Annotated in this window: 20 protein-coding genes; 17 read left to right on the top strand and 3 right to left on the bottom strand. The window is 36.3% G+C overall.

What is annotated here, in order from left to right:
• Positions 1-381: 381 nt before the first annotated feature.
• Positions 382-1,473: a HAMP domain-containing sensor histidine kinase gene (locus tag PKC55_RS10100; protein ID WP_291124741.1), complete on the bottom strand. Its 1,092-nt coding sequence runs from the start codon at positions 1,471-1,473 to the stop codon at positions 382-384.
• Positions 1,474-2,136, bottom strand: coding sequence for a response regulator transcription factor (locus tag PKC55_RS10095; protein ID WP_291124743.1), 663 nt, complete (start codon positions 2,134-2,136; stop codon positions 1,474-1,476).
• A gap of 266 nt (positions 2,137-2,402) precedes the next feature.
• Here PKC55_RS10095 and PKC55_RS10090 point away from each other — a divergent pair, with 266 nt between their 5' ends.
• From PKC55_RS10090 to PKC55_RS10050, 9 genes are all read left to right on the top strand, one after another.
• On the top strand, positions 2,403-4,817 hold the full coding sequence (locus PKC55_RS10090; protein WP_291124745.1) for a TonB-dependent receptor: 2,415 nt from the start codon (positions 2,403-2,405) through the stop codon (positions 4,815-4,817).
• A gap of 33 nt (positions 4,818-4,850) precedes the next feature.
• A complete protein-coding gene (locus PKC55_RS10085) occupies positions 4,851-5,270 on the top strand; it encodes an EamA family transporter (protein WP_291124747.1) in 420 nt (139 codons plus the stop codon).
• A gap of 7 nt (positions 5,271-5,277) precedes the next feature.
• The gene (locus PKC55_RS10080) at positions 5,278-5,955 is read left to right on the top strand and encodes a response regulator transcription factor (protein WP_291124749.1); all 678 of its coding nucleotides are present in this window, start codon (positions 5,278-5,280) and stop codon (positions 5,953-5,955) included.
• Positions 5,952-7,223, top strand: a complete 1,272-nt coding sequence (locus PKC55_RS10075; protein WP_291124751.1) for a sensor histidine kinase — start codon at positions 5,952-5,954, stop codon at positions 7,221-7,223. Before PKC55_RS10080 ends, PKC55_RS10075 begins: the two co-directional genes overlap by 4 nt.
• Before the next feature lie 49 nt (positions 7,224-7,272).
• Positions 7,273-8,586, top strand: coding sequence for a TolC family protein (locus PKC55_RS10070; protein WP_291124753.1), 1,314 nt, complete (start codon positions 7,273-7,275; stop codon positions 8,584-8,586).
• A gap of 29 nt (positions 8,587-8,615) precedes the next feature.
• Complete coding sequence (locus PKC55_RS10065) at positions 8,616-9,497, top strand: efflux RND transporter periplasmic adaptor subunit (RefSeq protein ID WP_291124755.1); 882 nt, start codon at positions 8,616-8,618, stop codon at positions 9,495-9,497.
• A gap of 3 nt (positions 9,498-9,500) precedes the next feature.
• Positions 9,501-12,632 (top strand): efflux RND transporter permease subunit, encoded by a 3,132-nt coding sequence (locus tag PKC55_RS10060; RefSeq protein ID WP_291124757.1) that lies wholly within the window; start codon positions 9,501-9,503, stop codon positions 12,630-12,632.
• A gap of 365 nt (positions 12,633-12,997) precedes the next feature.
• Positions 12,998-13,573, top strand: coding sequence for a hypothetical protein (locus PKC55_RS10055; protein ID WP_291124759.1), 576 nt, complete (start codon positions 12,998-13,000; stop codon positions 13,571-13,573).
• Positions 13,574-13,708: 135 nt separating this feature from the next.
• Positions 13,709-14,260, top strand: a complete 552-nt coding sequence (locus PKC55_RS10050; RefSeq protein WP_291124760.1) for a pentapeptide repeat-containing protein — start codon at positions 13,709-13,711, stop codon at positions 14,258-14,260.
• 105 nt (positions 14,261-14,365) lie between these two features.
• Here PKC55_RS10050 and PKC55_RS10045 read toward each other — a convergent pair whose 3' ends face one another.
• Positions 14,366-15,256: a helix-turn-helix domain-containing protein gene (locus PKC55_RS10045; RefSeq protein WP_324372896.1), complete on the bottom strand. Its 891-nt coding sequence runs from the start codon at positions 15,254-15,256 to the stop codon at positions 14,366-14,368.
• Positions 15,257-15,462: 206 nt separating this feature from the next.
• Between PKC55_RS10045 and PKC55_RS10040 the strand changes: the two genes are divergently transcribed.
• The 8 genes from PKC55_RS10040 (at position 15,463) to PKC55_RS10005 (ending at position 24,582) form a co-directional block, all read left to right on the top strand.
• A complete protein-coding gene (locus PKC55_RS10040) occupies positions 15,463-15,687 on the top strand; it encodes a winged helix-turn-helix domain-containing protein (protein ID WP_291124764.1) in 225 nt (74 codons plus the stop codon).
• Between the two features lie 37 nt (positions 15,688-15,724).
• Positions 15,725-16,405: a TetR/AcrR family transcriptional regulator gene (locus PKC55_RS10035; protein ID WP_291124766.1), complete on the top strand. Its 681-nt coding sequence runs from the start codon at positions 15,725-15,727 to the stop codon at positions 16,403-16,405.
• 55 nt (positions 16,406-16,460) lie between these two features.
• Positions 16,461-17,372 (top strand): helix-turn-helix domain-containing protein, encoded by a 912-nt coding sequence (locus tag PKC55_RS10030; protein ID WP_324372893.1) that lies wholly within the window; start codon positions 16,461-16,463, stop codon positions 17,370-17,372.
• A 36-nt stretch (positions 17,373-17,408) separates the two neighbouring features.
• Positions 17,409-17,963, top strand: a complete 555-nt coding sequence (locus PKC55_RS10025; protein ID WP_291124768.1) for a 1-acyl-sn-glycerol-3-phosphate acyltransferase — start codon at positions 17,409-17,411, stop codon at positions 17,961-17,963.
• 33 nt (positions 17,964-17,996) lie between these two features.
• Positions 17,997-18,908, top strand: a complete 912-nt coding sequence (locus tag PKC55_RS10020) for a patatin-like phospholipase family protein (RefSeq protein ID WP_291124771.1) — start codon at positions 17,997-17,999, stop codon at positions 18,906-18,908.
• Positions 18,909-19,112: 204 nt separating this feature from the next.
• Positions 19,113-20,165: an efflux RND transporter periplasmic adaptor subunit gene (locus tag PKC55_RS10015; RefSeq protein WP_291124773.1), complete on the top strand. Its 1,053-nt coding sequence runs from the start codon at positions 19,113-19,115 to the stop codon at positions 20,163-20,165.
• Between the two features lie 14 nt (positions 20,166-20,179).
• Positions 20,180-23,299, top strand: a complete 3,120-nt coding sequence (locus PKC55_RS10010) for an efflux RND transporter permease subunit (protein ID WP_291124890.1) — start codon at positions 20,180-20,182, stop codon at positions 23,297-23,299.
• Positions 23,296-24,582 (top strand): TolC family protein, encoded by a 1,287-nt coding sequence (locus PKC55_RS10005; RefSeq protein WP_291124775.1) that lies wholly within the window; start codon positions 23,296-23,298, stop codon positions 24,580-24,582. Before PKC55_RS10010 ends, PKC55_RS10005 begins: the two co-directional genes overlap by 4 nt.
• Positions 24,583-25,199 lie beyond the last annotated feature (617 nt).

The raw sequence follows: 25,199 nt of genomic DNA, 5'->3' as shown, positions 1-25,199 counted from the left end.
TGAAAACGAGCGGTATTAAATGAACTGAGTGTTTTTTGTTTTATTAATAACAAAGATAATTATTGTCTATACTGTTTTCTTAAATACAGATATGTGTTTAAGACCAATTCTTCTATTTCAGCAAACCATAACTTTACTGCATATCTGTTTTATCTCTCCATCCTTTTATTTATTGATTATTGATTAAATATACCATGGCCTATCTTTAAGATTTGATAAAATGGAACTAAAGTCCAAATTTTCAAGATATATTCCCAACTAATATTATAATATACAAATATAAAGGTAGGGAACATTAATATCTGAATGCTTAAGATTAACTTAAGATGGATCAAAAAGATAAAAACTCCACAGAAAGGAGTTAGAACGTTTACGTTAAGTTTAATGTTTACCTTTCAAAGGAATCGTAAGTTTTGCCACCGTAATTTTATCTAAATCACTGGTGATTTCAATATCAATATTCAATAAGGAACAAAAGCGGTTTACGATTGGAAGCCCTAATCCGAATCCTTTAATTTCAGGACGTTCGGAGGCATATGAACGATAGAATTTATCGAAAATATATTTTAATTCTTCCTGTGGAATGCCACGTCCTGAATTTTCTATCTCGATTATCAAATGATTGTCCTGTTGATTCGCCTTTATATCGATCGTCCCCCGATCATTACTGTATTTCACGGCATTTGAAATCAAATTAGTCAAAATAGTAGAAAGTGAATATTCATCTGTATATACAGAAACCTGTTGAGGGAAAATTGATATATTTATTTCCAGTTTCTTCTTTAGAATCATATCGCAGAACAGGCACACACTATTATTTATCATATCCTCAACGGAATAATAATCATAATTCAAGGAACGTTTACCCTCTTCATATCTCGTCAGGATAAGCAATTGTTCAACCATATCATTCAGTTTATCCACTTCCTTAATACAAGCTTTGATCCTGTCTTCATATTCCGCTTGGCTTCGTGGATGCCTGATCAGCACTTCCATCGTTCCCTTGAGTACGGAAAGAGGGGTGCGGAATTCATGTGAAGCACAAGAAGTAAAGGATTTTTCCCTTTCCATAGCACATTCAATTCGCTCAAGCAGGTTATTAATAGTTTCTGCAAGTTCGTACAACTCATCTTTATGGCTTGGAAGAGGAATTCTTGCACTCAAATTATTATGTGTAATGGTATTTGCTATGTTTATTATTTCCCGGATAGGTTTTGTGCTGTTTTGCGCTATTTTACGTGATATGGCGAATAACAGGAATAGGATAAAAAAGCAACTGACACAACAGACCCTTAACAGAATCATAAACAAATGTTCCACATCTTTTAATGTAATATCCGGATTGGCTTCTAATTTATCCGTATGCAGTTTGAAAACAACCAGAATTATAGCACATAAAACCATTGTAAGCAGGGCTGTGCTTACTATGATATTAAATGCTATGCGACTTTGTAAGGATAGCTTCTTCATCATTTAATCATTTGCGATATATCCGACACCCCGCACTGTCCTGATATATCCGTTCTCCTTATCCATATTCAGTTTCTTTCTCAAGGAATTCATAAAAACATCTATCACTCCGGTGTCATATTCAAAATTGATATTCCAAACTTTATCAATAATCTCATCCCGTGTGCAGATTTTCCCTTTATTCCGGAGCAGGAATTCAAGTAAAGCAAACTCCCGCTGTGTTAAAGATATTTCTTCGCTTCTATTATAGACCTGATAAGATGATTTGTTTAACGATATATCTCCGAGTATAAGAATCTCATCTTCGTGTTTATCCCTGAAATGTATTTTAATCCGTTCGAGCAATTCCTCAAAAGAAAAAGGCTTTTTGACATAGTCATTTGCTCCGGCTCTTAAGCCCTCTATTGTTTCTTTTACTGTATCCTTTGCCGTAAGGAACAGTATGGGAGTTTCCTTATCTTGTTTACGGATCTCTTTGCAGACATCAATTCCGTGCATACCCGGAAGCATCCAGTCCAGCAGTACTAAGTCCGGTTTCGACCGAGAGAATTGATCTATTCCCTTTATCCCATCAGAAGCTATTATTATATCATAACCTTCTTCTTCCAACCCTTCTTTCAAAAAGTTGTAAATGCCCGGTTCGTCTTCTATAATAAGGATATTCATATTGATTGTTTATGCTTGTGGTTTTAATGTCATATATAGGTTACTTAATATCCGGAACATAAGACTGATAAAAATACTTCAATGCAAAAATAGATGATCTGAAATAAAGTATGCTTAAGATTGACTTAAATATAAATATCATTTTTTGTTTAAAGCATTTTTCTTTATAAGAATTCAGAAGTCATGAGAATCAAGTTTTATAAAATATTCTAAATTTCTACAAATTTGTTTTACACTTTTGTATATCCGGATAAAAAATATACTTAATGAAAACATTTGTACTTCTGTTTCTGTTACTTATTCCTTTTCTTACAATTAATGCCCAGCAATCAATTGTTTCGGGAAAAGTTGTCGATAAAAACAGTAAAGAAGATATACCCTATGTGACGGTTAGTGTTATTTCAAAAGAAAAAGGGACAATAATCGCCAGTATGATGACAGACGACAAAGGACAATTCACTCTTTCAGATTTGCATCAAGGGGAATATATTGCAAAATTTTCATACGTTGGTTACCTTGAGAAATCATTAGAATTCTTTATTGGAGACTTGAATCCGATTTACAATATAGGTAAAATTGAATTGACCGGATCGCCCCAGCTATTAGGTGAGATCCAGATAATAGGGCAACGCCAACACGTAAATCAGGCATTGGATAAAAAAATATTCGATATTTCTAATAATATTTCCCAATCGGGAGGTTCTGTACTGGATGCAATGAGTAATATGCCGGGGATATCTGTCGATCAGGACGGCAAAGTATTACTACGTGGAAGCGATAAGGTAGCAATACTCATTGATGGCAAACAATCAGTTCTTACCGGATTTGGAAACCAAAAGGGACTTGATAATATCGCTGCATCGAATATCGACCGGATAGAAATAATAAATAATCCTTCGGCTAAATATGATGCAGCCGGAATGGCGGGCATTATTAATATTATTTACAAAAAGGAACACCAGACCGGATTTAACGGTAATGCCGGCTTTACCTTTGGCTTAGGTGCTTTGACAAAACGAAAAAGCGATTTACCTTCGACATTGGGCAGTTATAATTTCAATACGAAATATATCCCATCGCTCAATTTAAACTATAAATCCGGAAACATCAATGTATTCTTGCAGACAGAGATCATAAGGCAAAGGCACTTGCCTAATAATGAATTTACGACACGCTATTACGACGATGGAACTTCCGTTATTTCGCAGATACCTGAAAACAGAACCCAAACACATTACCTGATAAAAGGAGGTATCGATTGGATACTCAATGAAAGAAACACACTTTCGTTTTCCGGACTTTATGATTATGAAAGTCATGTCGATAAAGCAGACGTGACTTTCTTTAACAATATGAATATGGATCCGCTTCGCAATTGGCAATGGGACGAACACGAGAATACGGGTCTTGCAAGTGCAGCTGTTAGTTTCAAACACAGATTTGCCGACCCGGGACATGAACTGCATGCCGCTCTGCAATATACATGCGGCTGGGAAAACGAAAAGTACCGGTTGCGTGAAATATCATTGGCACGTATTGGCGAAGATACTACCCACGTGATAGCCAAAGAGCATATAACACAACTAACCATGGATTATACAAAGCCCTTATTCAACGGCAGAATAGAAGCCGGAATGAAGGGACAGATACGCCGTTTACCCGTCACTTACAACGTATATCGGGGACATAAATCGGTTATATATCCGGGATTGGGAAATTGGTCGGATTGGGGAGAAGATATGGCTGCTTTTTATGCCAACTGGATATTCGAAAAAAAGAAAATAGATATCGAAATGGGACTACGGACAGAATATACACGTGTGTTTTACGACATCTCGTCTGATAATATCTATTATCCATCGAATGATGCTTACGATTATTGGAATCTTTTTCCCAATATACGTCTGACATGGAAGATGAATGAGGCAAATCGTTTGTCAGTTTTTTATAACCGTCGCGTCGACCGTCCGGGTGAGGCTGAGTTACGTATCTTTCCTAAATATGATGATCCCGAATTGTTAAAGGTCGGGAATCCATATCTGCGCCCCCAATATACCCATAATCTGGAGTTGGCTTATAAATATATTTGGAATAGCGGTTCTATATTTTTTGCAGGATATTACAAAATAATAAAAGATCCCTACTCCCGCATTTATGCCATCGATGAACACAGCGTCGAACACAATATTATAAATAAAATTTACGAGAACACAGGAAAGGCAAAAAATACAGGTATCGAATTGATCTTTGATCAACAGGTAAATAGTTTTTGGAAAATAACAGGGAGTATCAATTGGTACCATAACCATATTGCCGGTTATGATGGCATACTTTACTTCCCTTACGAACGTCCATTCTCGATTTCCGAAAGCAATGATAACACGTGGTATGCGAAGCTGAATAGCTTATTTTATATCGGGAAAGGCCGTCAGGTGCAACTTTCAGGTGTATACTATGCCGCGCAGAACATAGCCCAGGGACGACGCTCGGGACGGGGAGGAATTGACATCGGGTTTAGACAAACGTTTTATGATGACAGAATTGAGCTATTATTCTCTATGAAAGATATCCTGAGTACGATGGGAATAAAAGAAGAAATATATAACCAAGGGTTTAAAGCTGTCTACGAAAATTATTATGAAACGCAGATAGCCTCTCTGGGACTGAATTTTAAATTTTAATACTATATTCGAAGATTAATAATACACCTGATTATGTGGAAATGGTATGCTATACTGTCGGCGATATTTGCAGCATTGACTGCTATCTTTGCCAAGATCGGGATAAAGAATGTGGATTCCAATCTGGCTACAGCTATCAGAACCTGCATTATCCTGTTCATTACTTGGGGGATTGTAATAGCCGGTAACGGGGCGGGAGGTATAAAAGAACTGAATAAGACCAATTGGTTATTTCTTATTCTATCCGGAGTAGCCACAGGCTTGTCGTGGTTGTTCTATTTCAAAGCGCTACAGTTAGGTGAAGCCTCCAAAGTTGCCCCGATAGATAAGATGAGTGTTGTTATCACTATTTTTCTTTCCTTTGTAATACTTAGAGAACCTGTGAGTTGGAAGGTTCTGTTAGGCGGATTGCTGATTGCCGGAGGTTCACTTGTTATTTTAACCGATAAATAAAAATTGTATGAAAGTTTTGCTGATAGAAGATGAACGCGAATTATCGAACAATATAGTCACCTACCTGTCTTCGGATAATTACTTGTGCGAACAGGCTTTTAATTTTGCCGAAGCGGTAGAAAAAATAGAGTTATACACCTATGATTGTATTCTTTTGGATCTGAATCTGCCGGGAGGAGACGGGTTGAAAATATTGGAAGTAATAAAAGAGCGAAATATTGAGAGTGGAATCATTATTATTTCAGCACGCGGATCGCTTGATGACAAAGTAACCGGACTGAAAACAGGTGCTGACGATTACCTTGCAAAGCCCTTTCCTCTGCCCGAATTGAGTATCCGGATATATGCATTGATGCGCAGGCAACATTTTTCGCATAACAATACGGTATCGTCCAACGGCTTAATTATAGACCTACTGTCGAAGACCGTAAAATATAATAATACGGTAGAAATTGCATTAACTAAGTCAGAATACGATTTATTGTTATTTTTGATAGGCAATAAGAACAAAGTGGTTTCTAAAAACGCCATTGCCGAGCATTTGTCGGGCGATATGGCAGATATGCTGGACAGTCATAACTTTGTATATGCTCATATAAAGAACCTGAAATCGAAACTGAGTGATGCAGGTTGTGTCAATAGTATTAAAACAATATATGCCACAGGATATAAATGGGAAGAATGAAAAGTTTATTAAGTAAAAGCCTATTGAATTTCTTAGGATATACTGTAATTATGCTACTATGCAGTATGCCTTTGTTTTTCTATATAATGAAGCATTATTATGCCGAAGATCTCGATGATTTGATCAAGTATAGGGCAGCAGATTTCAAAATAAGCCAATTACCAACATTTTCCATCTCCGATATCGAATATTGGAACGGGTTTAATGAAGATTCGGAAATAATAGCTTTTGATGATTCACTCCCTTTAGATAAGGTTGTTCAAAAACCGTTCTATAATGCCTCCGAAGGACACCCTGTCGATTACCGCACTGTATATACAAAAGTAAATATTGATGAGCAGCCTTATATCCTTGTGTCGCGCATAGCAATGATTGAGAATGGAGATTTAATGCATACACTTGCCTTTCAGTATGGGCTTTTCTTTCTTATCCTGCTCATCGCTATATTCGGCATTCAACAAATACTTTCGCGCAGGCTGTGGAAACCGTTTTATACAAGCCTGGATAAGATAGAGAGTTTCAGCCTCGAAAAAGGTGTAATCCCGTCGTTCGGCAAGACAGATACGACCGAGTTTGTCAGGCTGAACACGAACCTGACCAAACTCATGCAAAATAATATTGATGTATATAATCAGCAGAAAGAATTTACCGAAAATGCTTCGCATGAGTTGCAAACACCATTAGCCGTATTTCAATCGCAACTCGATTTGCTGTTGCAGGATTCTACGTTGAGCGAATCGCAGATGCAGGTCATACAGTCGCTCTACGATGTATCTTCGCGTTTGACACGGCTCAATAAGAACTTATTGTTATTGGCTAAGATGGACAATTCGCAATTCAAAGAAACCGAGAACATCGATTTTTCTCAATTGTTAGATAAACAATTGTCCTATTTAAAAGAATTGGCTCTGAATAACGGTATCTCCTTGTCAATCGAAATTATTTCGGGTTCACTTGTCGTAAAGACAAATAGAATGCTACTGGAGAGCCTTGTAAACAATCTTATAGTAAATGCAATTCGCCATAATATAGAGGGTGGTTCCATCTTTATCCGTGTTGAGAATAATACATTTATGGTAGGTAATACAGGCGACAAAAAACCCTTGAATAAGGATAAAATATTCCGGCGTTTCAGCCGTGTATCCGAAGAAAAGAAAGGTAACTGGCTCGGATTATCCATTGTGAATCAAATATGTAAGCTACACGGATGGAAGATAGACTACGAATACCGGGATAATATGCATCAATTCTCGGTAATCTTTATCTGAATGGGGTTAAAAGCAGGATTCAAAATTTCTACAAAAAGCATCTTTAATTTTGACGGAAAAAGATGCAATGAAGAATGTATTGTTGATTCTCTTGTCTATAATTATTTCAATTAATGTATTTCCCCAATCAGAAAATCAAAGTTCACTCGCATATTACATTCGCGAAGCAAAATTAAATAGTCCTTTGATTAAAGATTATCTGAATCAGCAGATTGTTTCAGATTATGAACTGCAACGATTAAAAGCATTCTATACTCAATCTAAGCTTGATTTGGCCGGAAACTATTTATTTGTGCCGATTATAGCCAAAGATAATGGTAAAACAGCCTTTAAATGGAATAATCCGACAGCAACAGATTATTATGGCTACGATCTGGGGCAAACAGGACAAAGCCTGCAAGCCGGAATAACATGGTCTAAACCTCTATTGGGAAGAGCCTCTTACAAACTGGCAGAAGAACAGATAGAGGTTGACAAGGAAATAAGTAAGAACAATATACGACTGCAGGAACATGACTTGGAAAAATTGGTTACAGACCAATATATACTATGCTTACTTAACAAAAAAAAAATTGCTTTTTCAGATTCTTTATTAATACTTCTCGACCAACAAACGGATGTTGTGCAAAAACTTGCAAAAGTCGGTATTATGAAACAATCTGACATTAAACTTCTCCATGTTGAAATTCAGAATAATAAAGAATTACAGGAAACTTACAAACAGTCGTACCGAAAAGATCTACTCGATCTGAACATCCTTTGTGGCATAAGAGACACTTCTATCGTAATATTGGACGACATTAACATTGATTTAAGATTACCAATACAGTCCAACTCCCTTTTTCTCGAACAATATAGATTAGACAGCCTTAATCTGAAGACACTTCAAAATGTTTCGGAAATTCAATACAAGCCTCAACTAAACTTTTTTGTGGATGGCGGACTCCGATTTTCAGAATTTAATAAATCTGTTCCGAAGCATTTTGGTATGAGTGCCGGTATAACTTTCACCTGGACTCTATTTGATGGTAAACAACGAAAACTGACTCGTAATAAGACCAACGCTCAACTTAGCACAATATCATTTTATCGTGAGAATTTCATTCTACAGAACGATCTGAAAAGAAAACAATGCTTAACCGAACTGAAAAGTTATGATGCTCGAAAAAAGCTTTTAATAACGCAGGTTGATACATATAACCAAATTTTATCCGATTATAAACAAGAAATCAACAAAGGACAGCGATCTATGGTAGATTTTATAACAGTTTTGCGGAGCAGGACACAAACAGTCGAAAATCAATATCTGCTGGATGCTAATAGGTTACTCCTTATCAACACTTATAATAATGCTAATTGGTAATTACAAATTAAAGATATAAACTGACAGATATGAAAAAAGCAATCTTTCTTCTGCTCATCTGTATTACAGGTTGTACCCAGAAAAGCACAATAATAACTGAGACTCCCCGTACTTCTGTAACAATAACACAGGTTAAGCAAGGAAATATAAAAGACGTAATAACACTTACGGCAACAACGTGTTATCAAAATAAGAGTATCATAAGTACACCTATTGCCGGGTATATAACTAAAGTATATATATTGCAAGGAAGTAAAGTGACAGCCGGACAATCTCTGTATCAATTGGAAAGCAAAGAGCGCAATGCTTTGAATCTTGAAGATTCTACAGCCGGAGTTATTACCATCAAAGCAGGTTCATCAGGAATTATTACAGTAGTAAATCAACAGGAAGGCGGGTATTTAACCGAAGGTACACTGTTATGCACTATTGCGGATCAAAACAGCTTTGTTTTCAATATAAATGTTCCGTACGAATTTACAAAATACGTAAATCCGGGAAAAGGATGTACGCTTATTCTCCCCGATGAAACGGAAGTCAGGGCAGCTATTGGTTCTCCATTGGTTACAATGAATACTTCTTCTCAATCTCAGCAGATTGTAGCCCGTGCTAAAACTCCATTCTTACCGGAAGGGCTGATAGTAAAAGTATTGATTGACAAAGGTTCTTCGAACCATACGATGCAAATACTTCCTAAAAGTGCTGTACAGAGTGATGTGATGATGCAGAATTTTTGGGTAATGAAACTTATCAATGACAGTGTTGCTACTAAACTTCCTGTAAAAACGGGGAATAGCAATACTAATGATATAGAAATAGTATCCCCCATATTATCGCAATCTGACAGAATTGTTCTGACTGGTGCATATGCAATGGAAGATAGTACATTGGTGAAAATTGTGAAAGAATAAATTATGGAGAAGCTGCCTAAAGATAAAAATATGTTTGAAAAATATAGTAAACCTATTATTTACGTAGGTTTACTGCTTTTGTTAGTCGGATTGTATTGTTATCACACAATGCAAACGAACCTTTTTCCTGAAGTCTCTTTTCCTCGGATCACGATAATTGCCGATGCCGGCCAACAACCTGTAGACAGGATGATGATTACTGTTACCAAACCTCTGGAAAGTGCCGTGAAAAAAGTAGAAGGAGTAACTACAGTAAAAAGTAGTACTGGTAGAGGTAGTTGCGTTGTCGATGTATATTTTAGTTGGGGAACGGATGTTTATGCGACAAAAGCTCAATTGGAAAGCCGTATTAACGAAATAAAAAACTATTTGCCAGCCGGTACAGTTATTTCTACCGAAGCAATGAACCAGTCATTATTCCCCGTTTATGGTTTCACACTGGAAAGTAAGACGCATAGCCCGGTAAAAATGCGAGATGCGGGAAATCTTCTCGTCCGCCCGATATTCTCTCAGGTACAAGGGATTAGTAATGTTGTTGTTAGGGGTGGTAAGTCGAAAGAATATGTGATTATTCCCGATGCAGTAAAAATGTCTTCGTTAGGAATTACTATTTCAACCCTTACTACAGCTTTTAATAATACAAACTTTGTATTAAGCAATGGGAACATAGCAGATTATGAACGCCTTTATCTAACTATAACCGATACACGGATAAACAACATGGAAGAACTGTCTAATGTTGTTATAAAAAATGACGGAAACAGGGTAATCCGTTTACAGGATATTGCCGAAGTCAGGATTGAGGAACAAATCGAATTCCTGAAAATCAATGCAAACGGAAACGAAGTTGTGCAAATAGACTTAGTAAAACAGCCAGGAATTAATTTACTAACATTTACACAAGATGCCGATATTAAAGCAGAACAAATCCGAAAACTCCTCCCTAAAGGATATGAACTGAAACCCTATTATAATCAAGGAGCATTTGTCAGCGACAGTATTAGCAGCACCATCCATACCATCGTAGAAGGGCTCATATTGGCATTGATCGTTATGATTATCTTCCTTCGTTCATGGCGAGCCAGTATGGTGGTTATGCTAACAATACCTATTACTCTGATGTTTACGGTATTATTGTTATACCTGGCAGGTATTACGATTAACATCATGTCATTAGGAGCAATTGCCGCATCCATCGGGCTAATATTGGATGATGCCATTGTTATTATTGAGCAAATATATAGGGGACATGAAGAAAACCCCAAGGATTCACGGTTTACTGTCGTCAAAAATTCTATTCGAGATCTGTTTCCTGCAATGATAGCTTCATCTTTGGCAACCATTGTCATTCATTTCCCATTTCGGTTGATGAGTGGTTTGGCGGGAAGTTTCTTTAAAGAATTATCCGATACAATGCAATTAACATTGGTTGCTTCATTCCTTGTCACTTGGTTATTATTACCTGTATTACATCTGATTATAGGTTATAATCAGAAATTGCGCCCTAAGAATTTAGCTGATAAAACCGAGAATTATGAAGGTGATGCTACCGAAAAAGTCCATTGGTTAACCCAGTTATATAAAAAACCAATCATAGCTATTGCTATCATACTTATCGTAGGTATAGGTGCCTGGTCTGCTTCGAGAAATTTAACATCAGGATTTCTCCCTGATTTGGATGAAGGAACAATCGTTTTAGATTATCATACTCCTTCCGGTACAAGTATAGAGGAGACAGACCGCCTTTGCCGTCAGATGGAAACAATTATTATGGCTCATCCCGAAATAGAGACCTACTTACGTAGAACAGGTGTTGGAATGGCTTTTAAAACAGCACCGAGTAACTTTGGTGATTACCTTATACAGCTGAAACGAAATCACAAGCAAACAACTCCGGAGGTCATTGATGATTTACGCACCACTATTTCCCAGGCTGTCCCTGTAGTAACTATCGGATTTGGGCAGCGAATATCGGATTTATTAGGCGATCTGATGAGTACAGCACAGCCAATAGAAGTAAAAATATTCGGAAACGATTACCCTACTTTACAAAACTTGGCTGCACAAGCTGAAAATATAATTCAGAAGATAGATGGGATAACCGATATAAATAATGGATTAGTGGCGGCCGGCCCCTCACTCATATTTATGCCTGACGAAAACTTACTGTCACAATATGGAATATCTATGACTAATTTTCAAGAACAATTGACAGCCTATACAGATGGAATCCCTTTGGGCGAGAATCCCAATGTGATAGAGCCAAGCCCTGCACAAGCTGCGATGACAGGAGGTTTGCAGATAGGTAGTGTGCAAGATGGTGAACAAATGCGACGGATTCTATTTCGGTTCACTGATTTTTCTGTCAATAGTTCTGAGTTACTTCTCAAGCAACTGATATTCTTGCCTGATGGTAGTACCAAACCTCTTTCTTTTTTCTGTAAAGTAGAAGTTGTTCCAGGTGAGATTGAACAGAAAAGAGAAAATCTGAAAAGTACCATTACACTCACTGCTCGACTTAATGGACGTGATCTCGGAACGGCTATGACAGAAATACAGAGTAAGCTCAATAGTGGTCTGCCTTTGCCGCAAGGTTACAGTATCGAATATGGAGGATCTTATTCCCAACAACAACAGTCATTCAAAGAGTTATTGACTATTTTGGGATTGGCTATTTTACTCGTTTTCGCTGTACTGATGTTTCTATTCAGGAAATGGGTTATTTCACTCGCTGTATTATTTGTCTCTGTATTTAGTATTTGTGGTTGCATTCTTGCAATATGGATAACCGGAGTGCCACTGAATGTCAGTAGTTATACAGGAATCATTATGATAGTTGGTATTATCGCCGAGAACTCAATATTTACTGTACATCAATATAATATGAACAGAAAGGCCGGTGGCGATGTAACTGAATCGGTCAATTATGCCATTGCATTGCGTATACGCCCTAAACTAATGACCGCTATAAGTGCTATTTTAGCATTAATGCCTTTGGCTATCGGTATAGGCTTGGGAGCACAAATGCAACAGCCTTTGGCAATCTCTGTTATAGGTGGTTTTATTGTCGGATTGCCTATGCTTTTAATTGTTTTACCTAGTTTAATGATGTTAATTTATAAACATGAAGATTGATGTAATATCATTCAGTGCATCCCAAATCATATATATTATTAGCTACAAATATAAAATCACTCATACTGATGAATGTAAACAAATAAATAATCGAAATATCAACAACTTAAAAATTCGTATTCACTAAATAAAAAATAAATAAAATAAAAAAAACATTACTATTAGTATTAATCCTTGCATCAGCATCTTCGTTATTTGCTCAGACTGAACCTGCATATAAAAAGGGAAAATTCTTCGCTTTTTGGGGATGGAACAGGAGTCATTATACAAACTCGACCATTCATTTCACAGGAGATAATTATGACTTTAAATTATACAGAGCTGTAGCACATGATAAACTGAGTCCTGTTAATTATCATAATTATTTGCAGCTAGATCGAATAACGATACCTCAGACCAATTTCCGTATCGGTTATTTCTTTAAAGACAATATGGCGATTAGTATCGGGGTAGACCACATGAAATATGTGATGGATCAAGGTCAGACTGTAAAGGTTTCGGGAACTGTTCCTGAAGAATTTCAGGACAGAATTCATGATGGGCAGATAAACCTGGCTGAAGATTTCCTGACATTCGAACATACTGATGGTTTGAACTATATCAATGCCGAATTTGAATATTATCATAATTTTTACAAGAACGGAATCCTGAAAATAAACGGATTAGTAGGTGGCGGAGCGGGATTTTTACTTCCCAAATCCAATGTAAAACTGTTTGATCAGGAACGTCATGATAAATTTCATCTGGCCGGTTTCGGGTTGAACGGTAAAGTCGGAGCCGATGTGTTGTTGTGGGATTTATTCTTCTTACGCTGCGAAGGTAAAGAAGGTTATATCAACATGCCAAGTATCCGTACAACTTATGATAAGAGAGATAAAGCATCTCAGCATTTCTGGTTTGCCGAAATCGACTTCCTTTTTGGTTTTGCATGGCATTTTTAAAATATATTACCCGTAGTACCTAAATGCACTATAGGTAAATATGTCAAATTTATTCAATTTAGATCGATAAAATAGAATATATACCTTTATATCGGAAAATAAGTGAACCTTTGTATCAATTAACGAAGTAGTATAATGGAGAAGCAGATTATAGAGAACATCAATTTTAACGAAATAGAATTAGATGAAGAATATTATAAATGCGTATTTGTGTCATGTGACTTTTCAAATAGAGTTATTCATAGTACCTCATTTGATAATTGTGAATTTAAACAATGCAATTTTACTCTTGTAAAGTTCTCCGATACACTTAGTGATGTGAAATTTATTGAATGTAAAATGACTGGCGTTGATTTTACAGCTATCAACAAATACTCAAGTTCTTTTTTCTTTGAAAAGTCACTCCTGAATTATGCTAACTTTGTTGCTATAAAAATAAGAAAAACAATATTCATTGATTGCAATCTTCAAGAGGCATATTTTGATAACACAGACATCTCATTGTCTGTGTTCGACAAATGTGATTTAATGGGCGCCTCTTTTCATGAAACTAATTTGGAGAAAGCTGACTTCTTTACTTCATATAATTTCTCAATTAATCCTTCTACAAATAAAATAAAAAAAACTATTTTTTCAGAAAATGAGCTGAGAGGGTTATTAGCACATTTGGATATAGTAATTAAATAACAATAATTTTCATTATACAGTATTTATTTGTAGACTTATAGTCAGCAATTAAAGCCCGATACTTTGTCCCTGAAAATACATGTATACTTTAGCGATTGTTATGCATTAGCTCTCTTTATATTGTAAAGGAGTAATACCGGATCTTTTTTTAAAATATGTACCGAAAAAAGAGGGATTTGCAAAATTTAATTCTTCTGCTATTTGCGACACGGTCATGTCCGAACTTTTGAGCATAGCTTTAGCAGACATAATAACCATCTCGTCAATCCACTGGGAAACCGGTTTCCGGCTCGCTTCTTTAATCACTTTTGTTAGATGACTGGGTGTAAGGAATAACTCCCCGGCATAGAATTTAATTGTACGTTCTTTTTTATAATACCTGAATAATAGCCCCAAAAAGCGTTGAAATACCTCCTCGTTATGTGCTAAAGACTCCATTTTTTCTCCCTTTCCTGATTCATGATGAATAAGCAAAACTTTATTTATCAAGGCAACCAGCAGGTTCTTCATAATTGCTTCATCATAATTTGTTTTTTTATACTGCCTTACAATGAAAGTATGAAATTCCAGAAGATCCAGAGCTGTTTCTTCGTCAATTCTCAAATAAGTAGCCCGTTGTACTTTCTCGATAAACTCAACTTCAGTAATCATCTTGATATCGGAAACAAAATCAAACGAGAAAAATAGAAACTCAATTTCCAGGTTCTCATCCTGCTCTAAAATCTGGATAATGTAATTAGGCAACAATGCGATAATCGAGCTTGATTCTAATTGGTATTCGCGAAGGTTGATCCTGACCCTTGCTTTTCCTTTTGTACAAATAGCAAAACCAATCCCTTCGCAAACATGCGGATATTTCAGATCGAAGAACGAATTTTGAAAATTGACAGAAGAGTTCTTAACATATATTTTTTCTTCTGATATGATAAAATTCTGTATCCCCGGTATTGAATTTTGACATACAATATCCTCCAGGGATATTTTTGCATATTTCATCTCATTCATATTAATCAGAATGTATCTCTTAATAAAATACGAAGATATTCAAAAAAAACAAGATTTTGAACATATAAGCACAAAAAACGAATATCAGTTATATATCTAAATATCCGACATTTGCATCAGGTATGAAATTAATAAATATACAATCGACATCAACTATAAAACAAATAAATTTAAAGGATAATTAAATTTACAAGCGTATGTTGAAAAATGATATTGGAATTAATGCCGGAGCAATATGGCATATATTATCAGAAAAGGGGCAACTTTCCATCAGGGAGCTTGGTGAATTGACAAATTATAAAGATACAATGATATTCTATGCATTAGGATGGCTGGCAAGAGAACATAAAATTAAGTTCCTGATCAGGGAAGACACAACCTATGTCGAACTTGTAAATTCATTCAATGAAAGATATTACTAAATATATGTGGAAATTTCGTATATATAAAAATCAACTCATGGAATATAGCGCTAACATAAAAAATAAAATAATAGATACTGCATGTGAAGTCTTTCACCAGAAAGGGTTGAAAATGACAAGGATCGGCGATATTACACAAACCCTTGATATTGATAAATCCGTAATAAATACATATTTTGGGAGTAAGGAATCTCTTTTCGAGGCGGTCATGAAAGATTCAGCAATAAAACTGCTGGAAGGAGTCAAGGATATAATCAATAATCCGAATACAAATTTCGAGCAAAAAATAGACCTCATATGCGCTTTTTCTGATAAAATACTCTCAGGCAACCGTAACCTACCTCTGTATATACTTAATGACATAGAGAATAATCCGGAAAAGGTGAACCAATTTTATCTCAAGCATTTAGGTGGTGAGTTACCTTCCTCTATCTTTTTTACACAATATCAAGAGTATACGAATTCCAGAGAATCATTACTAAATCAATATTTAAAGATGATGGAAGACGATGTATTAAGAAATTTGCGGGAAGAACGATCCCCTTATGACTTATTTGTCCATATTATTTGTTTATGCGTCTTCCCTTATTTATTGGGTAGTTTGTCTTTGCAAAGTGCAGCTGTCAAAGAAATATTTGTTTTTGACCTTTTTATGGAAGGCCGTGCTGAAATGAATAGCCGTTGGATAAAAAAAATACTGAGAATGGACAAATCATAATTTTTCAGACAATTAAATAAAGAATGACTATTAATAAAATTCTACTTATTTGAATATGGCAAATACAACTTCACAAATACAACTTCAATCCGGGTTTATAACCAATACAGGAGCAAGTGTCTACCCTGTATCCGAAATTTTTCAGATATTGGATTTTCCGGATATAAGAAAAAGTGCAGTTATAAATATAAATAAAAATATAGAAAACAAGATAACTTCAATTTCTAAAAGTATTTTGTTTATTCTATGTATAAACGGTAATCTGCGAATAAAAATAGATAAGAAACAGTATATACTTAACCCTTATTCTATATGCATAGTCCTACCAGATAGAAAACTTTCTGTACTTCAAAAGAGCCAGGATCTATTGACCGTATTTTTACATGTAACTTTCAGCAGAGATGTGCTTAACGCATTTCTCTCAGAAGTAGAAGGAATCGAAAAATTTAACTCTATTCCATCTTTTTTGATTCACAGAGAAGAAGCCTCTGATATACTGGAATTCGGATCTTTTATAATTAAGTCATATATGAAGACAGATCATCCATACCATATAGAGATGACTAAAAAAATGTTATATGCTTTGATATATACAATCCAGGATTTATATATTAAAAATGAGGAATCTGCAACTCCTCTTACCGAAAATGAAGCTATTTTTTTTCGCTTCCGGAAGTTACTTATTCAATATTATCCAATACGGGAGCCCTCATTTTATGCAGAAAAGTTATCTTATTCTCCAGTCTATCTGTCAAAAATAATCAAAGAAACCAGCGGTAAATCCATATCCGAATGGCTGGATGAACTTATATTACAGCAGGCCAAGTCTTTATTAACCGAAACCAATGCGACAATTGTCTCAATTTCAAGAAAACTAAACTTTCGGGATTCGAATTGTTTCCGGTTTTTTTTCAAAAAAAGGACAGGGTTAAGCCCTCGAGAATACAGAAAACCCAATAAAAGTTAGATCATTTTATATAACTAGTACAGAAAAAGAAATAAGATGAAAATAATTGCCAGGCTTGTTTTAGTTTATGTCCTTGGATGGAAAATAATGGGTGACTTTCCTGATTTCAAAAAGAGTGTATTAATATTTGCTCCGCACACAAGCTATTATGATGGTCTGTTCGGAAAACTTTATATGATGAGTGTAGGAGTTCATTACAAATTCTTATCAAAAAAAGAATTTTTCAGATTTCCGTTAAAATACTTTTTTCAGGCTTATGGCTCAATTCCGGTTGATGGGAGCAGTAAATATATCAATCAGATTGTTGAACTATTTCTCGATAGTCCGGAATTACATATACTCATATCACCTGAAGGACAATTGTCCAAAACCGATCACTGGAAAAAAGGTTTTTATTATATGGCCACCAAAGCAAAGGTTCCAATTGTTGTTGGGTATATGGATTATATAAAAAAAGAAATTGGTGTTAAAGGAGTCGTTGAAGACATCGGTAATTTTGATGAAACTATGTTGAATATTAATGATATGTATAAAGATGTTAAGGGGAAATATCCTGAGAAATTTACACTTGACAAAAGATTAAGTAAATAATAAAGACGTCAGATTTGTTTCAATAAATTTTTGATGGAAAAAAAAGTAGCATTGGTCCTGTCAAGCGGAGGAGCCCGTGGATTAATTCATATTGGTGTAATTGAGGAATTAGAAAAGCATGGTTATACCATAACATCTATTTCAGGATCTTCAATAGGAGCTTTTGTTGGCGGTATGCATGCGATGGGCAGGTTAAAAGATTTCTCAAATTGGGTGTGTACATTAAATCGACTGGACGTTTTTAATTTGATGGATTTCACGGTAAGTACTTGTGGTGTACTCAAGGCTAATAAAGTTTTCAAGAAGATAGAACAGAATATTCAGGATGTACTTATTGAAGATTTGAACATACCATTTGTCGCAATGGCCACCGATATCGCTAATAATAAAGAAATAGCATTTACAACCGGAAGTCTTTATAAGGCTATAAGAGCTTCAATCGCTATACCAACCATCATAACTTCAGTCGATGAAGAAAATAGAATTTTAGTTGATGGCGGTGTTTTGAACCCTTTGCCTATCAACCAAATAGGACGAACAGAAGGAGATATCCTTGTTGTCGTAAATTTATATGGGTTCGAAAAAGAAACAATCAAAAATGAACAAGAAATAGGTGAGAATAAGCCGGATGACGATTTTCATATTCGCAGGCTTTTGAATATATATAATATCAGTATTAGTATAAAAAAAAGGATTGTTGCTTTTATCCCTAAAAGCAATGAACAAAGTCAGGGATATATATCAATTATTAATAGGGTTGTTAGTTTGATGCTTCAAAAGAATGCGAATAATGCCATTGAATTAAATAAGCCGGATATCATAATCGATATTCCAATAAATTCAGCTGGAACTTTTGATTTTTACAAAGCAAAAGAACTGATACAAAAAGGCAGGACTGCTGCAAGAAAAAGTATTTGCGAGTATAACAAAAGACATCAAAATTAAACAGCTTAATATTAAATAGATATCTGGAATAAAATTAATTCAGAACAGTTTTAGTTCTCTGATTGGCAATGAATGAAGCCATTCTTAATAGGATAAAATACAAAAATTTGAACATATTTTCCTAAATTTTGATAAAAACTTTTCATTGGAATAAGCAGAACTTTGCCATTGAAATTAATATAATAATAAGAACATATTTAAGGTATGAAAAAACTGGTTTTAAGACAATGTCTATATGGATTGCTACTCATAGGAGCGGTGTCTTGTTCAGCGAATAAAGAGGATAAAGGCGAAGAACGCAAAATACCTGTAAAAGTGCAGGAGATAAGTTCAGAGAATAGTAGTTATAAACAGGAATATATCGGCTCTGTTGAAGGTGAAAATGCAGTGGATATAAGTTTCCAGACAGCCGGGAATATAGAGCAGATATACTATCAAGAAGGACAATCTGTACAAAAAGGGCAGCTTTTAGCCCGTTTAAACACGACTTCGTTACAAAGTATGTATGATGCCGCTAAAGCGACCCTAAATCAAGCCCAGGATGCCTATAACAGGTTGACGGTTTTACATGAAAACAACAGTTTACCGGAAATCAAATATATAGAGGTCAAAACAGCACTAGAGCAGGCTCAATCTTCTGAACGGATTGCCCGAAAAAGTCTTTCAGACTGCAACCTTTACGCTCCGTTTTCGGGAGTTATTGCAAAACGGTATTCCGATGCCGGAGCAAATGTACTACCTGGAACTCCTGTTTATAATATCGTAACAATAAATACAGTAAAGATAAAGATTGCAATACCTGAAAAGGAAATATCCGGCATAAGTCTCGGGCAAATATGTACGGTTAAAATATCGGCTCTGAATGATCGGGAATTTCAAGGAAAGATTGCAGAAAAAGGAATATCCGCACATCCAGTATCCCATACTTATGACATTAAGGTACAGATTATAAATAAAGATTTTAGCATTATGCCGGGAATGGTATGCAAAGCTTACCTGTCTAATAAAGAAGCAACTGAAAATACCGGAGAACTGATCATTGTCCCTTTGAAATCGGTTCAGCTGGATGCTTCCGGAAAACACTTTGTCTGGTTAAAAGATGTACAAGATAAAGCCATATATAGAGAAGTTGTTTTAGGTAAATTAATTAGTAATGGCGTGGTTGTTGAACAAGGCCTGGAAAAAGGGGATGTCTTGATTACTGAAGGTTATCAGAATATAAGCCCTAACTCCACAGTTATTGTAGCCTCAAAATAATGGAGAAAAAGATGATGAAAGAAGAAAAAGGAATCATAGCCTGGGCTATGAAATACAATAAAATCGTTATACTGATCGTCAGCATACTCGTCGTATTCGGTATTGTGGCTCTGAAAATAATGCCCAAACAGGAATTTCCTATATTCACAATACGTCAGGGAGTCGTTGTCGGGGTATATCCGGGTGCAACATCGGCAGAAGTAGAGCAGCAACTGACCAAGCCATTGGAACGTTATCTGTTTACATTCAAAGAAGTAAAAAAATCAAAGACTTATTCTTATTCCAAAGACGGGATAGCCTATGTATTCGTAGAACTTAATGACAATGTCAATAATAAGGACGAGGTCTGGTCTAAAATAAAACATGGCTTATCATTATTTAAAATGCAATTACCTGGAGGAGTCATGGCGCTAATTGCAAATGATGATTTCGGCGATACCTCTGCCTTGTTAATAACAATGGAATCCGACACAAAAAATCACAGGCAACTACAGGTTTATATGGAAAGCCTCGAGGATAAATTACGCTCTGTGGAATCAGTATCCAATTTACGGCGTTACGGGGTGCAGAAAGAACAGATAAGTATCTATATCGAAAAAGAGAAAGTAGCCAGCTACGGAATTAATATACTAAATTTGTATCAAACATTATTGACCAAGGGATTCATCACGGCTTCCGGTAAAGTGGACAATGATGAAATGGTGATACCAATTCATATAACCCGTCCTTACCAGTCAGAAACCGACCTTGAAGAACAGATCGTTTATTCCGACGTACAAGGCAACCATATTCGTTTAAAGGACGTGGCACGGGTGGTCAGGGAATATCCGTCACCGGAAAGCTATACGACCAATAATGGTAAAAACTGTCTGATCTTGTCGGCAGAAATGCGCAACGGGTACAATATTGTCCAATACGGTAAAGATGTGGATGCTGTTATAGCAGGCTTCGAGAAAACGATCCCTGATGACATCCATATTAACCGAATTGCGGATCAGCCACAAGTGGTGGATGCTTCGACAAATACATTCCTAAAAGAATTATTAATTGCCATTATTGCCGTTATTCTGGTTACAATGACTCTTCTTCCGTTACGGGTAGCCGGAGTTGCCGCATCATCCATTCCAATAACTATTTTTATCTCTATAGGCTTAATGTTCGCCTTCGGTATTGAATTGAACACCGTCACTCTGGCAGCTCTGGTCGTCGTCTTAGGCATGATTGTCGATAATTCGATTGTAATTGTCGACAGTTACCTTGAAAAACTGGATCATGGCATTTCCCGTTGGGAAGCAGCCATATCCAGTGCCAAAGAATATGCTAAAGCAATCTTTTCTGCAACACTGGCTATCAGTATCACTTTTTTTCCGTTCCTGGTGACATTCAGCGGACAGATATATGATTTTGTCGTCACTTTCCCATGGACGGTACTTGTGACTTTGAGTGTGTCCCTTGGTATTGCTATTATGTTAATCCCCTACCTTCTCTATTTTTTTATCAAAAAAGGATTAAAAGGGGATACGACTAAAAATCCGGATAAACCGCATAAAAAATCGTTGCTTGGCAAAATACAATCCGGCTATAACCGGTTAATCGAGAAAGTATTCAAATATCCTAAATTGACTCTCTGTATAGGAATTGCTTCCATTGTCGGAGGTGTCGTATTCGCACTTACCTTACCTTTAAAGCTGATGCCTGTGGCCGAGCGGAACCAATTTGCAGTAGAGATATATCTGCCTCAAGGCAGTTCTCTGGAACAGACCGAAACGGTAGCCAAAGATATGGAAACGATACTCCAAAAAGATGAACGGGTACTATCAGTAACTACATTTATGGGAATGAGTTCCCCTCGCTTTCATACGGTATACGCCCCAAAACTGGGAGGAACTAATTTTGCCCAGTTCATTGTAAATACGGGGTCTAATAGCGATACCGAAGATATATTGGACGAATATGCTTCGAAATATGCTTATCATTATCCCAATGCCTTTGTCAAATTCAAACAATTGGACTACCAGTTAGGAGTCGATGCAGACATTGAGATCCGGATATCGGGTGATAGCATTCGTGATCTGAAACACTTCGCAGACAGCCTGATGATAGAACTGAAGAAGATGGACGAACCTTTGCGTGTATATACCAATTTTGAAGAAATGTTGCCGGGGATTAATATCACGCTTGATCCGGTTGAATCAAATCGATTAGGAGTCAATGAAACAATGCTGGGACTTGGGCTGGTTTCCCGTTTCGGTGGAATGCCCATTACAACCGTTTGGGAAGGGGATTATTCTGTACCGGTAGTACTGAAGTCGGCATGGGAAAAGAAAGATCCTGTCGCCGAAGATGTAGCCAACGAATATGTATCGGGACTTGTTTCTCCGGCAGTACCTTTGAGGCAGATAGCGAATGTCTCCACTGACTGGAACGAAGGACAGATAGCTCATCGTAACGGAATCAGGACATTGTCGGTTTATGTGGATCTTAGACGGGGAGAAAAAGTCAGTAAAGTCCAATCAAGGGTTGAGGAAGTGGTCAATAATATGCAAGCGGACAAATCACTGTCAGACAATATCAGTATATCATACGGAGGTGTGAAAGATTTCAATGACGAGACTATCCCAAAAATTGCAAAAGGATTATTAGGCTCAATCTTTATTATTTTCTTTATACTGGTATTCCATTTCAGAAAGATAAAATTAGCTGTACTGATATTAGGTTCTACCCTACTCAGTATATTCGGAGCTACACTGGGGCTGAAAATTCTAGGGCTGGATTTCAGTGTGACAGCCGTGCTTGGAGTTATCAGCCTGATCGGAATAATTGTCCGTAACGGTATTATTATGTACGACTACATCGAAGAACTAAGGCATAAAGAAGGACATTCAGTCTTAGATGCCTGTATAGAAGCTGGAAAACGGCGGATGCGTCCAATCTTTTTAACTTCTGCTGCTGCATCGATGGGGGTTATCCCCATGATTATCAGCAAAAGCCCTCTTTGGTGTCCGATGGGCACGGTTATTTGCTTCGGAACAATGATCTCAATGATTTTTATCCTGACCATGTTGCCATTGATATATTGGTATAGTTACAGAAGTGCTGATAATAAACTTAACCCGGAAATAGAAAAATTATGAAAATATATTATATACAAGCAATGCTAGGCCTTATCCTCTTTTCCTGTCCTTTACAAATAAAGGCTCAGAATCAGTACGGATTAGAAGATTGTAAGAGGATTGCTATAGAAAATAATCGCAAGTTGAAAAATAGCCAGCTTGAGATAAAAGCTTCTCAACAGTTAAAAAAGGAGGCCTTTACGAACTATTTTCCTTCTGTTAGTGCATCAGGAACGGGGATACTACCCAAAGATCCGTTAGTTGCGATGAATCTTGCCGGAATGTCGTTAGGATTGCTTGACAAGGGATTTCAGACAGGGATAACAGTTACGCAGCCAGTTTTTGCCGGAGGAAAGATCGTAACCGGGAATAAATTGGCTGATTTAGGTACAGAGGTCAGCCGTTTTCAGGCTAAGCTTTCAGAAAATGAGGTCTTACTAAATACCGAAAGACTTTATTGGCAGCTACTGTCTTTACACGAGAAAGAACATACTCTGGATATTATAGATACACAACTTGACACTTTACTGAAAGATGTGGAACTGTCTTATAAAACAGGTCTTATAACACATAACGATGTCTTGAAAGTGAAATTGAAGAAAAATGAGGTAAAAAGTATGCGTATCAATTTGGAGAACGGAATAAAACTTGTCAAAATGTCGCTATGCCAACAGATGGGGATAGATCTGGCAGAAGCAGAAAGGTTTGATATTGCTATACCGGATATAGATCATGTGGAATCTCCTGTAAATTATTATGTAGATCATAAAACAGCTTTACCGGACAGGGCGGAAAGCAAATTGCTTGGCAAAAATATAGAAGCGTCCAAATTACAAACAAAAATGAAAAGAGGTGACTATTTACCTACGGTTGCAATCGGAGCCTCTTATTATGGAGAAAATGTCGTCGATAAGTGGCGCGATAACAGCATAGTCTTTGCCTCGGTAAGTATTCCTTTATCCGGATGGTGGGGAGGTGCGCATGCTATAAAACGGCAAAAAATAGAGGAGCAAATCGCTTTGAATAACAAGATAGACACTGAAGAACAATTGTTGTTACAGATGCAGAATGTAAAAAATGAACTGGATAATGCCTATAAACAAATTTTGTTGGCAAAAGATGGAGTTGAGCAATCTACCGAAAACTTGCGCTTGAACAATAACTATTATAAAGTGGGTACGGTTACATTAACCGATGTGCTGGATGCCCAGACATTATTGCAACAATACAGGGATAAATATGTGGAATCGTATGCTGATTATCAAAAGAAACGGATTGAATATCTGCAAGTAACAGGCCGCTAACTTTTTTCATATCATACCTGTCGGGAAGGGGAACTGCATGGCGATTCCATACCTGTCGCTAATAGTACAGTTCCCTATACCGACAAAACAAATATTCAGATCAATCTGGGATATAAAATATTGGATGAATTTGCATTATCAATACCCGGTATTTTAAAAGAATCCGGAGAAATACTTTATGAGGATAGAAACATAATAAAGAGGTGCAATTACAAAGACCTTGAAATAAATATAAAGAGTTTTAAAGCTCCTTTATTAATAAATTCCCCTATTGTTACTTACGTGATTCGAAGGTCAAACGATCTTACAATCATGCTATATATCTAAAAACAAGTGGTATTAGAATGCCGGATCCGATTGTTTATATTGGAATATATAAAGGTTATTCTTTTGAAGAGTCCTATCATATTTCTATACATGAGTATCTGAAATATATTGGGCTATGGTTCAGAAATCATAGATGGCAGACTGATAATAGATTTCATTCAATTTACTGCCGATTTACACAATAATAATGTTTTTCATAAAGACTATTCTCCAGGTAATATTGTATAGAGAAAAAGCGGGAAAGTATCAGTTTTTGCTTATAGATCGAACCGTATGAAATTTAGTAAATG

Origin of the sequence: Dysgonomonas sp., from assembly GCF_035323175.1 — a bacterium.
Classification (GTDB): domain Bacteria; phylum Bacteroidota; class Bacteroidia; order Bacteroidales; family Dysgonomonadaceae; genus Dysgonomonas.
This window is presented reverse-complemented; position numbering and strand designations above follow the sequence as displayed.